Origin of the sequence: Bacteroides intestinalis (genome assembly GCF_003464595.1) — a bacterium.
GTDB classification, from domain to species: Bacteria; Bacteroidota; Bacteroidia; order Bacteroidales; family Bacteroidaceae; genus Bacteroides; species Bacteroides intestinalis_A.
The window spans coordinates 158,355-170,942 of record NZ_QRZF01000006.1; the positions used below are offsets into that span (position 1 = coordinate 158,355).

At 43.0% G+C, this 12,588-nt stretch carries 12 protein-coding genes and 1 pseudogene; 7 read left to right on the top strand and 6 right to left on the bottom strand.

The window, feature by feature from the left end; translation table 11 throughout:
* Positions 1-267 precede the first annotated feature (267 nt).
* From DWW10_RS10710 to DWW10_RS10720, 4 genes and pseudogenes are all read right to left on the bottom strand, one after another.
* Entirely contained in the window at positions 268-597 is a 330-nt protein-coding gene (locus DWW10_RS10710; RefSeq protein WP_259320467.1) for a DUF3408 domain-containing protein, read from the bottom strand.
* A gap of 40 nt (positions 598-637) precedes the next feature.
* Positions 638-835: a hypothetical protein gene (locus DWW10_RS26430; protein ID WP_259320468.1), complete on the bottom strand. Its 198-nt coding sequence runs from the start codon at positions 833-835 to the stop codon at positions 638-640.
* A 248-nt stretch (positions 836-1,083) separates the two neighbouring features.
* Positions 1,084-1,482, bottom strand: a complete 399-nt coding sequence (locus DWW10_RS10715; protein ID WP_118421324.1) for a virulence RhuM family protein — start codon at positions 1,480-1,482, stop codon at positions 1,084-1,086.
* A 24-nt stretch (positions 1,483-1,506) separates the two neighbouring features.
* Positions 1,507-2,738 (bottom strand): annotated as a pseudogene (locus tag DWW10_RS10720) (site-specific integrase).
* Between the two features lie 410 nt (positions 2,739-3,148).
* Between DWW10_RS10720 and DWW10_RS10730 the strand changes: the two are divergent.
* Positions 3,149-4,204, top strand: a complete 1,056-nt coding sequence (locus DWW10_RS10730; RefSeq protein WP_118487042.1) for a DUF7309 domain-containing protein — start codon at positions 3,149-3,151, stop codon at positions 4,202-4,204.
* Positions 4,205-4,304: 100 nt separating this feature from the next.
* Positions 4,305-5,486, top strand: coding sequence for an iron-containing alcohol dehydrogenase (locus DWW10_RS10735; RefSeq protein WP_118421320.1), 1,182 nt, complete (start codon positions 4,305-4,307; stop codon positions 5,484-5,486).
* Positions 5,487-5,600: 114 nt separating this feature from the next.
* Here the strand turns inward: DWW10_RS10735 and DWW10_RS10740 are convergent, their stop codons facing one another.
* Together DWW10_RS10740 and DWW10_RS10745 are read right to left on the bottom strand one after the other, a co-directional pair.
* Positions 5,601-7,175 (bottom strand): Rne/Rng family ribonuclease, encoded by a 1,575-nt coding sequence (locus DWW10_RS10740; RefSeq protein WP_007214496.1) that lies wholly within the window; start codon positions 7,173-7,175, stop codon positions 5,601-5,603.
* 276 nt (positions 7,176-7,451) lie between these two features.
* Positions 7,452-7,727 (bottom strand): HU family DNA-binding protein, encoded by a 276-nt coding sequence (locus DWW10_RS10745; protein WP_007214495.1) that lies wholly within the window; start codon positions 7,725-7,727, stop codon positions 7,452-7,454.
* 271 nt (positions 7,728-7,998) lie between these two features.
* On the opposite strand from DWW10_RS10745, the gene mutY reads away from it, so the two are divergent.
* The 5 genes from mutY (at position 7,999) to DWW10_RS10770 (ending at position 12,504) form a co-directional block, all read left to right on the top strand.
* Positions 7,999-9,039: an A/G-specific adenine glycosylase gene (gene mutY, locus DWW10_RS10750; protein WP_118421319.1), complete on the top strand. Its 1,041-nt coding sequence runs from the start codon at positions 7,999-8,001 to the stop codon at positions 9,037-9,039.
* A 78-nt stretch (positions 9,040-9,117) separates the two neighbouring features.
* Positions 9,118-9,576, top strand: a complete 459-nt coding sequence (locus DWW10_RS10755; RefSeq protein WP_007214493.1) for a single-stranded DNA-binding protein — start codon at positions 9,118-9,120, stop codon at positions 9,574-9,576.
* 23 nt (positions 9,577-9,599) lie between these two features.
* Positions 9,600-10,946, top strand: a complete 1,347-nt coding sequence (locus DWW10_RS10760) for a gliding motility-associated protein GldE (RefSeq protein WP_118421318.1) — start codon at positions 9,600-9,602, stop codon at positions 10,944-10,946.
* A gap of 13 nt (positions 10,947-10,959) precedes the next feature.
* Complete coding sequence (locus tag DWW10_RS10765) at positions 10,960-11,598, top strand: 4'-phosphopantetheinyl transferase family protein (RefSeq protein WP_118421316.1); 639 nt, start codon at positions 10,960-10,962, stop codon at positions 11,596-11,598.
* Between the two features lie 12 nt (positions 11,599-11,610).
* Complete coding sequence (locus DWW10_RS10770; RefSeq protein WP_118421314.1) at positions 11,611-12,504, top strand: M23 family metallopeptidase; 894 nt, start codon at positions 11,611-11,613, stop codon at positions 12,502-12,504.
* The last annotated feature ends 84 nt before the right edge of the window (positions 12,505-12,588 follow it).

Genomic DNA, 12,588 nt, shown 5'->3' on the forward strand with positions numbered 1-12,588 from the left:
GCAAAGTTATAAGATTATCTTCAAACAAGCGAATAAAGTTTGTGTAAAGTTCATTATCAATTCATTTTTGATTGAATTTTTTAATCATCCGACTACGGAGGGTGATTACTCCCGTAAGGCAAGGTTCTTAAGTTACCCTCAAGCTTCTGAGTTACTCAGAAGACACCTTGCTCTATTCTGGTGAATAGAAAAATCCGTCCGGGGACGGATTGAAAAGTTAGCTTTATTTTTAGTGTATTCAGTATACATTATTAATAAGCTGTGAAGCTATAATTTTCTCCACCGCTCAATATCCTCTCCATAGAATTCCATATGATGTAGTGCCAGATTTTTAATCAATCCCGACACGCTCATCTTCCCGCCTTCCAGCTTGCGTACAATCTCATCGATCCTATCCCGTGTATGGCAATTCACAAACATGGTTTTGCGGTCATCAATCTTCGGAACTTGCAAGAAGGTTTGGCGGCATCGTTCCAATGCCTCCTTTTTTGTCTTTTCGCCGGTACGTTTCTGAGTGGATGGTTTAACAGGATTAATGAGTTCAGTTTGCTCACTCGGTGTACTTACTTCACTTTGTATAGTCAGTTCACTTACCACGTTTTGTCGTTCTGCTTCCTTTCGCTTATCTTCCAGTTGTTTAGAGATTGGATTCTCTTTGATATATGCACAGACATTGTGCTTCGTCTATATCGAGAGCGGTTCTACGATTGTTACTTTCACTTGTCTCCATGGGGTTTTTCACTTTCGGAATTTCCTTTAGTGTTTCGCTCATGGGGCGGGTGGAGTTCAAAATGCCCACTGTATCAATGCCTTCAATTTTAAGTTTCTTAGTCATACTGTCTCTATTTTTATTCGTTACTATTATTTTTTCTTTTTCGGATTGGGATGTCGGGGCAGTCGTTACCATTTCAGAGGCTATCCCGGTGAAGGGTTTAGCAGGTACAAGGTTTATCGGAAGAATACAACCCGAAGCGTAGCGAAGGTGTGGAGATTGTTCCGATAACCACTTGCGGCTTGATCTTGTACCTGCGTGAAGAACCCGTAACTATTTTTGCCTCTGTAGTGGTAATGACTGTTTCGGCTTTAATTGAGAATTACTTTCTCTTTATTTAATCTTTTATTAGCATTCACTTGAATAATTATATTCGGTGTACTTTGTGTGTTTACTGCATAGGGTTTACCGAATATGTATTCTCTGAATAGCTTAGCATTCAGCGAGTTTATCCGAAATGCAAGAGTTGTTATCATATCCAACCCGAAATAGTTAGGCAAAATGTACTTTCCGTGAACTATTTCGCCATGCTGTAAATCGGCTTTCATGACTCCCGATTTTAAAACTGCCCGAATGTTATATTTGATGGTGGATATTATTACCCCAAACAGCTCTGCTATATCAAAATCGCGCATCCAAACCGTTTCAGTCAGATTACCCGGTAGAGTGATTATACCGCTTTTACTAATAGTTATCTTTTCTTTTTTCATCGTTTATGGTTTTAATGGATGTAATTAAATAGCCTGACAGATAAATGATTCCATCTGTTCAATCTGTTTTGAGAGCTTCTCCATATCACAGCTGACTTTCTCCGCTGTAATCTTAGCATAGATTTGCGTCGTGCGGATGCTGCGGTGTCCGAGTATCTTCGATAGCGTTTCAATGGGCACATCGTTCGACAGACACACAGTTGTGGTGTATGAGTGCTGACTTTGATGCTACGTGACGTTTTTTGTCTATACCACAGTGCTTTGCAATTACTTTGATACCGTTTTTGCAGTTGGGATAACAAGGTACGGGTAGCAGTTTGCCGTCTTTCGCCATACCCTCGTATTTCTCAATGATATGTTTGGTAACTTCCAACAGACGGATGTTACTTTCTGTACCCGTTTTCTGGCGGTTTGTTTTTATCCACAGATGACCGTCAAAAGAGATTTCCAAATTCTCTTTCGTCAAGTGATACATGTCCGTCCAGCTTAACCCTGTGAATATGCAGAAAATAAACAAATCACGAATTAATTCATAGCTTTTCTTCTTGAACGTACCATTGACAAGCAGGAGATTTCCTCTTTCATCAGAAAGCCCCGTTTGGTTTCTTCTTTCGTGATGCTGTACCCGTAAAACGGATCACGCTGTAGCCAACCGTTATTGATTGCCATGTAGATAATTTTCCGCAATGGCATCATGTACGACCAGACCGTATTGGTGCAATGGTCTTTCTCCGTTCTAAGGAACAGTTCAAAGTCGGTAATAAAGGCAGGGGTAAGTTCTTTGAAAGCTATATCACTGACTTTATGCCGTTGCTTGATAAATTCTGACAAATGGTTGTATACAGTACGGTATTTCCAATAGCTGCGCTCACTTTTGTTTTACCTGCTTGTTTGACGTAGTCCTCATTGTGTTGACTGAATACGGTAAGCAGGGTTTCATGCTTCATTCCTATCCCTAAGAAAGCATTGTGTACTTTTTCGGCAGTTACATAGTTATCCCTGTCACATATCTCTTGATAGGCTTTGTTGATACCCACACGGATTTTTTCCAGCATCCGGTTGCCTTCTTGTGCAACGATACTTCTGCCGGATAATTTGCCCAATTTGACATTCCACGATTTTTCTTCTACATCCAGTTTGCAACTGAATTGGGATACTTTGCTGTTCACGGTCACACGGCACATGACTGGTACAAGCCCGTTCTTCTTCGGGGCATTGCGTTTGAGATAAAATAAGACTCTGAATGTTGATCTCATACTCTACATTTTTTAAGTGACAAAATTATTACTTGTAGAGTTGTTTCTTGATATGCAAAACTCTGCCAATCAGCGCAAGAGAATCGGATTTGTTTATTTTTTCATACTGTCACTGCCCATTCCCCGAATTTTTGGTTGCATTTTCAGGTAAATAGAGTCTGAAATCCATGTAAATCAACTCTTTGAAAATCATCTAATTTCCTATTATCAGCCAAAAGAAAGTAACGAGATAGTAATGTAACGCTGTCCTCACTTGGCTTTTTGTTGGTTTCATTTGGCTTCGCTCCGGCGGCTCATTCTTCGCTAAATCCCTTGTTTACAACTATCTTGCATTCATCCACTCTTATTCTCGTTTTTTATCTTTATCTTTGAACAAAATAATACATTTATAACCATAAATAATAAGAAAAATGATTCTTGTAGACGACATGCTTGCGGTAGCATTTCAATATCGAGACACAGAATTGTGGAAAGAGTTGACAGATAGTGATGTATTTGCATTTCGCCTATCCGATGGGGAAACCGGATATTGTTGCGTGATGGGAAATGCAGGTGAACATCTTGCCTTGGGTTTCTACCGAGGGCGAAAAGGTTTTACTACTTATTTGAAAACTATCAGCTTAGGCAATGCACATCTCTCAGAAATCGAAATGTTTGAAATGACAACAACTTTCGATTGCATCAATTGCGACTTTATGCAAGCATCTGACATGGATGTGAAAACAAAGAAAATCATCCGTAATTATGCCGATGCCCATAAGCTGAAGATTCGACGCTCTAAAGGCTGGCCTGACTTTACCCGGCATCAGCCTGGAAAGATGCAGTATGGCATCACTTGTATGGAGGATGCGCGTGATATCGTTGAGGCGCTTCGGGCCGCTATTGCTGTGGCGGCAAAGGTGACAACCTCTGACTTTGTAAAGCTGGGCTTTGATGTAAATGGCAACTATCCTACCGCAAAGGGTGGAAAATCTGTTCCGTACCTTATTCCCAATTCCGATGGTACATACGAGTGGAATATTACTCAGCTTCCTGCTTTTCTGCCTGATGAGTGTATTGCACCAAAGTTTGCCAACGACATACTGGCAGGCGAGATGAAAAAGTTGCCTGTTTCCGGGACATTACAAATGAAGTATCTGCATATGCCGACGCCCATAGATGCAGATGAGGATGAAGCTCCTTACCTCCCTACCGTATTACTTTGTTTGGATACCGCCAGCGAGTTGGTATTTCCCATTTTGACTCAGAATGCTTTGAACAACAATCCAGAGGAGTTACTATTGAAGTTAGTCAATGTTTTGCGCGAGCAGGGTAATAAACCTCACGCCATTGAGGTGGAAGATAACAAAACTGAATTCCTGTTGAAGGATTTTTGTTCCCGGTGCGGCATTCGTCTTTCCCGCAAGAAAGAACTTCCGGAGATTGGCGATGCTTGCTTCTTTCTGTTCAGTAATTTTATGATGTAGTTGTGGAAACTTTTATCCCTTCAGTTGTGGAGAAACGTAAGCACTTATTATGGCTATACTACTTTATGCCGGTATTTCGCATATAATAATATAATAAATTATGAATAATTTCGTCTTTTACAGTCCTACCGAATTTGTATTCGGTAAGGCTACGGAAATGCAAGTCGGTGCACTGGCGCGGAAGCATGGTGCGCGAAAAGTGATGGTCGTGTACGGCGGCGGCTCTGTTGTACGGAGTGGCTTGCTGGATAGGGTGAAGCAGTCCTTGCAGGAAGCAGGGATTGAATATTGTTTGATGGGGGGCGTGCAGCCGAATCCGGTGGATACAAAAGTGTATGAAGGCATTGAATTCTGCCGCCGTGAACAGGCTGATATGCTGTTGCCTGTGGGTGGTGGTTCTGTCATTGATACAGCCAAAGCCATAGCGGCAGGTGTGCTTTATGAAGGTGACTTCTGGGATTTCTATATCGGAAAGGCTAAAGTGACTAAAGCGCTGAAAGTAGCTGTTGTGCTGACTATTCCTGCTGCCGGAAGTGAAGGTTCCGGTAATACGGTTATAACGAAACTGGACGGTTTGCAGAAACTCAGTCTGCGTGTACCGGAAGTTTTGCGTCCGGTATTCTCTATTATGAATCCGGAACTTACTTATACTTTGCCGCCCTTCCAGACCGCCTGCGGTGTGGCTGATATGATGGCTCATATCATGGAGCGTTATTTTACGAACACTCAGGAGGTGGAAATTGGAGATCGTCTTTGTGAAGGCACTTTGATGGCTATCATCAATGAAGCTCCCAAGGTAATGAGAAATCCTGAAGATTACGGTGCGCGTGCCAACTTGATGTGGGCGGGCATGATTGCGCATAATGGTACCTGTGGCGTAGGTTGTGAGGAAGATTGGGCTTCGCACTTCCTGGAGCATGAGATCAGTGCTATTTATGGTGTTACTCACGGTGCTGGGTTATCTGTTATCTTCCCCGCCTGGATGACTTGGATGGTAGAGCATAATGTAGGAAAGATTGCTCAATATGCCGTTCGTGTATGGGGCGTTCCTGAATCAGAAGATAAGAAAGCGGTTGCTTTGGAGGGTATTGGTAAGCTGAAAGCTTTCTTTAGCTCTCTTGGTCTGCCTGTGACATTTAAAGAATTGGGTGTTGAAAATCCTGATATTGACCGTCTGGCGGATAGTCTGCATCGCAATAAAGGAGAGTTGGTTGGGAATTATGTGAAGCTGACAAAGCTGGACAGTAAAGAGATTTATCGCCTTGCATGTGCAGGGGAGTGATGTTCGCTTCTGTATAGAGGGTGAGTTTCTTTTAGATATCGGCCAATGATTTTGAAAAGTTGGTGAGGAAAACAAAAAAGACGGCGAAGTTTCTGATTTACTTCGCCGTCTTTCTTATTTAATTTCGAATTCTTCCTTCATGTCAATCTCTTCCCCTTGCGGGTCGTAGAATACATATTCCAGGAACGCGAGTTTCTGGCTTGGAATAATCTTGATACCAAATCCGTATTTCATCTGCCATTTCCGTTTCAGGGAAACGAGTCCCTGGTTGATGTAAGCAGCAATATACGGGTGGATGTGTAACGAGAATTTCTTAATCTTCAGTTTGTTGACTAAGTAGTCAATTTTACTCTCTAAAGTGTCCGTAAAGAGGATAGAGGACTTGATGGTGCCTTTTCCGAAACAGGTGGGACAGATTTCTGTGGTATTGACATCCATTGCCGGGCGCACACGCTGGCGGGTAATCTGCATCAGTCCGAATTTGCTGAGCGGTAGGATGTTATGTCTTGCCCTGTCTTTCTGCATGTTGGCACACATACGTTCGTAAAGCTTTTGTCTGTTTTCGGCTTCGTTCATATCAATGAAGTCCACCACAATGATACCACCCATATCTCTCAGTCGCAGCTGGCGAGCCAGTTCATCGGCAGCTCCCAGATTCACTTCGAGTGCGTTGGCCTCCTGCCCGTTGGCATTCTTGGTGCGGTTACCGCTGTTCACGTCTACTACGTGAAGCGCCTCAGTATGCTCAATAATCAGGTAGGCACCACTCTTGTATGAAACCGTCTTGCCAAATGAAGACTTGATCTGCTTGGTGATACCAAAATTGTCGTAAATGGGGAGTTGTCCTTTATACAGTTTTACGATTCCTGCCCGGTCAGGGGCGATAAGAGTTACGTAATCCTTGATTTCGTGGAACACGGCTTCGTCGTTGACGTGGATGTTCTCGAAAGAAGGATTGAACAAGTCGCGCAATAAGCCTACGGCACGGCTGGTTTCTTCGTAAATCAATGTCGGGAATTTAGTAGCTTTCTGTATTTTGGTGACAGCATCTTCCCAGTGCTTTAATAAAACTTTAAGCTCTCCGTCGAGCTCGGCTACGCGTTTTCCTTCGGCAACGGTGCGGACGATTACTCCGAAATTCTTCGGTTTGATACTCATCAGCAATTGTTTGAGGCGGGCGCGTTCTTCGCTCGATTTAATTTTTTGTGATACGGAAACCTTGTCGTTGAAAGGTATCAGCACCAAATATCTTCCGGCAAATGAGATTTCGGAAGTCAGGCGCGGACCTTTGGTAGAGATAGGCTCCTTGACAATTTGCACCACTACTTCTTGTCCCACCTTGAGTGTATTGGCTACGGTGCCATCCTTTTCAAGATCGGGAAGTATGGTTGCTTTGGTGATTTGCGGTAGTTTCTTTTTATCGCTTAAAGTTTGCTTTACGTACTTCTCTAACGAGTTAAATTGAGGACCTAAGTCCAGATAATGAAGAAAAGCATCTTTCTCGTAACCCACGTCCACGAAGCAGGCATTCAGGCCGGGCATCAATTTCTTGATTCGTCCTAAATACATGTTGCCCACCGAGAAAGAAAGATTTCTTCCTTCGCTTTGAAGTTCCACCAGGCTCTTGTCTTCGAGCAGGGCAATGGAGACCTCTTTGGGCTGTACGTCTACAACGAGTTCGCTTGTCACAATTTTTTTTCTTGCTTTTTAGGTTCTAAAGTCAGCGAGGATACAAATAGCCTTGCCGACTACAATTTGTTACTTAAACAAAGAACAAACTCGCGAGACAAATAGCTTCACAAGTTTGTTCTTTATTTCTGTCCTTCAGACTAAAAATTACTTTTTGCTTTTATGTCTGTTCTTTCTTAGTCTTTTTTTACGCTTGTGCGTAGACATTTTATGTCTTTTTTTCTTCTTTCCGCTAGGCATAGCTTCAATAATTTAATAGGTTAATACTCTTGTTTATTATTTCTTCACGGAGATGGTGAATGTTTTTGCAGGCTTAAATGCCGGAATGTTGTGTTCCGGAATGATAATCGTAGTATTCTTTGAGATGTTACGAGCAGTTTTCTGTGCTCTTTTCTTCACTACGAAGCTACCAAACCCGCGGAGGTAAACATTTTCATCTTTTGATAAAGATGCTTTTACTGTGTCCATGAACGCTTCAACCGTAGTAAGCACTGTTACTTTGTCAATCCCGGTGTTCTTTGTAATTTCGTTTACAATATCAGCTTTAGTCATTTTTCTTTAAAAAAAATATTATTACTATAGTTTCCTAATTTTTTGGACTGCAAATATATAGCTTTTTACGCTCTCTAAAAAATATATTCTGGACAATTTTCTAAAAAAGTCTTTTGATTAAGGTTTGTTGGGGGAAAAAGAACTATTTTTGTGCTGTAGGAAGGGCTACACCCTTTTATATTAGGGATATAGCCATGAATTACAAAGAAGGTAGCCGTCCGAGGCGAAAGATGTTGCCCTTTTTAGACTTTTATAACTATCTGTAATAGAGATGAATATATTTAGTGAGAAATTGATAGCCTGGTATGCCGAAAACAAGCGTGAATTGCCTTGGCGGGATACCACTGACCCTTATATTATATGGATTTCAGAGATTATACTGCAACAGACCCGGGTAGCGCAGGGTTATGATTATTTTTTGCGTTTTATCCATCGTTTTCCTAATGTGACAGCCTTGGCTGAAGCACCGGAAGATGAGGTGATGAAATGCTGGCAGGGACTGGGGTATTATTCCCGTGCACGTAATCTGCATGCGGCGGCAAAAAGTATGAATGGTGTTTTTCCGGTTACTTATGAAGGGGTGCGTGCGTTGAAGGGGGTAGGGGACTATACTGCTGCGGCTATCTGCTCATCCGCCTACGGTATGCCTTATGCAGTGGTGGACGGGAATGTCTATCGTGTGCTTTCGCGCTATTTCGGCATCGATACGCCGGTGGACAGTACGGAAGGCAAGAAATTGTTTGCTGCTTTGGCAGATGAGATGATGGATAAATCGCAGCCTGCTGTCTACAATCAGGCGATAATGGATTTCGGTGCCATACAATGTACGCCGCAATCACCGAATTGCCTGTTTTGCCCTTTGGTTGACAGCTGCTCGGCCTTGAAGGAGGGTACGATAACGAAGTTGCCCGTAAAGCAGCATAAGACGAAAACCACCAATCGTTATTTCAATTATATATATGTACGTGTGGGCGCGTGTACCTACTTACATAAGCGGACGGAGGATGATATCTGGAAAAATCTTTTCGAATTTCCGCTGATAGAAACGGAAGCGCCTGTGACGGAAGAAGAGTTTCGTGAATTGCCCCAGGTACGTGTGCTTTTTGCAGACGGGGAGGTTTCGGGATTGCGTTTAATCAGTGGAAATGTGAAGCATGTGCTCTCTCACAGGGTGATTTATGCCAATTTCTATGAAGTTGTTTTACCGGAAAATTCCACTTCTTTTTCTGCCTTCCAGCGGGTGAAAACAGAGGATTTGGAGCAGTATGCGGTCTCTCGCCTGGTGCATGCCTTTCTGGAGAAATATCTATAAAAGTTGCGCTAACTCTTGCATTGTGTGATTATTCTGTTTAATTTTGGCAGCAAATTCAAATAAAAAGAAAAAAGGCTTATGTCAGTAAATAAAGTAATATTGATTGGAAATGTAGGTAGAGACCCTGAAGTAAGATACCTTGATTCCGGTATCGCTGTGGCTTCTTTGCCTTTGGCTACTACAGACCGTGCATACACATTGGCTAACGGTACGCAGGTACCCGAAAGGACGGAATGGCACAATCTGGTACTTTGGCGCGGACTGGCAGAAACAGCCGAAAAATATGTGCATAAAGGGGATAAACTTTATGTGGAAGGCAAAATACGTACCCGTTCATACGATGATCAGACCGGCGCAAAGCGCTATGTTACGGAAATCTTTGTGGACTCTATGGAAATGCTGAGCCCCAGAGGAACTGCTGCACCGGGTGCTGCCGCTCCGCAACCGGGTATGTCACAAGGTGCTCCTGCACAACCTATGGCGCAATCGCAGGCAACCCCTGCACAAGATAATACAACGGACGATTTACCGTTCTAATTGTTTAACTAAAACCAAGATCTTTGGACCCAGACGCTTATTTATGCCAGTTGGCAAATGTTTTTAATGGTATATCCGTACATAGCCCTACTATTTCGGCAATCATCGCCATTGTGTTGGCAGGCTTGCTGTTGCTCGTATCCGGCTTTGCCTCAGCTTCAGAAATAGCCTTTTTCTCTCTTTCTCCGTCCGACCTGAATGCCATTGACGAGAAGAAACATCCCTCGGATGAGAAAATTCGTAAACTCCTGGATGACACGGAAAGGTTGCTGGCAACCATCCTGATAACAAACAATTTTGTGAATGTGACCATTATCATGCTCTGTAACTTCTTCTTCATGAGTGTGTTTGAGTTTCATTCTCCTATTGCGGAATTTCTGATACTGACCGTCATCCTGACCTTCCTTCTGCTTCTTTTCGGTGAAATCATGCCGAAGATTTATTCAGCCCAGAAGACGTTGGCTTTCTGTCGCTTCTCCGCTCCGGGTATCTGGATGTTTCGTTCCCTTTTTTATCCGGTAGCTTCTATGCTGGTACGTTCCACTTCGTTCCTGAACAAGCATTTTGCCCGCAAAAACCATAACATCTCGGTAGACGAGCTTTCTCATGCCCTTGAACTGACGGATAAGGCTGAGCTGAAGGAAGAGAATAATATTCTGGAAGGCATCATTCGTTTTGGCGGTGAAACGGCGAAGGAGGTGATGACTTCCCGTCTGGACGTAGTCGATCTGGATATTCGCACGCCTTTCAAGGATGTATTGCAATGTATTATCGAAAATGCTTACTCCCGTATCCCTATTTATTCCGAGAACCGGGATAATATCAAAGGTATCTTATATATCAAGGACTTGTTGCCCCATTTGAATAAGGTGGATTTCCGTTGGCAGTCACTGATACGTCCGGCCTATTTTGTTCCGGAAACTAAGATGATTGACGATTTGCTGCGTGATTTTCAGGCCAATAAGATTCATATTGCCATTGTGGTTGATGAATTTGGTGGCACGTCGGGAATTGTGACGATGGAGGATATCATCGAGGAGATAGTCGGTGAGATTCACGACGAATATGATGACGAAGAACGTACGTATGCAGTGCTGAACGATCATACGTGGGTGTTTGAAGCCAAAACTCAGTTGACGGATTTTTATAAGATTACGAAGGTGGACGAGGAAGTCTTTGATGAAGTGGCGGGTGATTCTGATACGCTTGCAGGATTACTGCTGGAGCTGAAAGGTGAATTCCCTGCCCTGCATGAAAAGGTTACCTACGATCACTATGAATTTGAAGTCCTGGAGATGGATAACCGCCGTATTCTTAAAGTGAAGTTCACCATCAACACTCCTCCGTCGGATTCCGATAAGAAAGATTGATTTACAAAATAATATGTCTCTTTTCATACAACATACGTATCCTTCATATAAGTGGGGAGTCTGGAAGATGGACGAAACACTGGATGAATTGCTGAGCATGCTTCCGCAACAGGAAACATACCTGGAGGGGTTGCAACGTTTCTCTGCTGAACATCGCCGCTTGGAATGGCTGTCGGTTCGTGTGTTGCTGTTCACTCTATTGGGAGAGGAAAAGGAAATTGCTTACTATCCCAGCGGGAAACCGTATCTGGCAGATAAATCTGCATCAATCAGTATTTCTCATACACGTGGGTATGTATCGGTGATTATCGGTGAAGCCGGTAAGGAAGTGGGCATTGATATAGAACAATACGGTGAACGGGTACATAAGGTGGCGCATAAGTATATGCGTACTGATGAACCTCTGTCTTCGTATCAGGGAACGGATACCTGGGCTTTGTTGCTCCATTGGTCGGCCAAAGAAGTGATGTTTAAATGTATGAATACACCGGAGGTTGATTTCCGGGAGCATCTGCGTATTTTTCCTTTTACGGTTACTGAAAAAGGAGCCTTCTCGGCTGAAGAGTACAGAACACCGGAACAGCGTAAATTTGAGATCCGATATCTCCTGCATCCGGACTTTGTGCTGACTTGGCAAGTCGATCAATTTTAAAAACATGATACTATGAAACTACAACGCTATTTCTGTTTTCTTCTTTTTTACTTGCCTCTGCTGGTTTATGCACAGTCGGATAAGACTGTTACGGTAAGCTATGAACGGTCTGCCAAGGGGGAAGTGACTTTCTATTCCGAAACTCAGTCGCATACGCCTTATACGGTATCTATGACTTTTTCCCGGCTGAGTAATACGACCTCTTCTGAAGGAGAAATTTATGATGCCGTTATTCATTATGGCAAAACGCGCCTGTTGACTTTGCGTCCGTCTACGGAAAATGTTCCGATTGGATTCTCATATCGCTATACCTATAAAAAAGGCAATAGCCGCTTGAAGACGGATACCAGTTTTGTGTATCTCTTTCCTTTGGCACAAGGGAAAGTGGTCCGTGTGAATAAGATGGTGTCTTTAGATAATTTTATGGGAAAGGAAGGGGAGAAGCGTATCACGGGACTTGGTTTCTCTACGACTGCCGGAGATACAATCTTTGCTGCCCGTGGCGGACTCGTGACGGAAGTTGTTGACCACTCCGCTTCCACTTCTGAAAACACATCGTTCCATTCGACGGAAAATTATCTGGAAGTTTTCCATAAGGACGGAACTTTTGCCCGTTATAAATTATTTCAGAATGAAGGGATCTTTGTCTCTCCGGGTGAAGAGGTGATTCCGGGACAGCCGCTTGGCATCATTGGCGGAGAGAACTACAAGCAGGGTTCCCATTTGCGTTTCAGTATTTATTGCCCCGATCGGCCGGATCACTCATATGTACCTGATTTTTATCTTTCTCCCGAGGAAACAGGTAAACCTGAAGAGCGGGTGATGTATAAGTCCTGGCATCCTGTTGAAATTATCATGAAGGAGATGAGTAAGAAGGAGAAGAAGAAATTTCTGTCGAAGGAATGATTTGTTGACAAAAAGATAGTAAAACTTTTGCTTAATCCTGTATAAATGCTTATATTCGACCCGTAGAAATTCTTCTACGGGTCT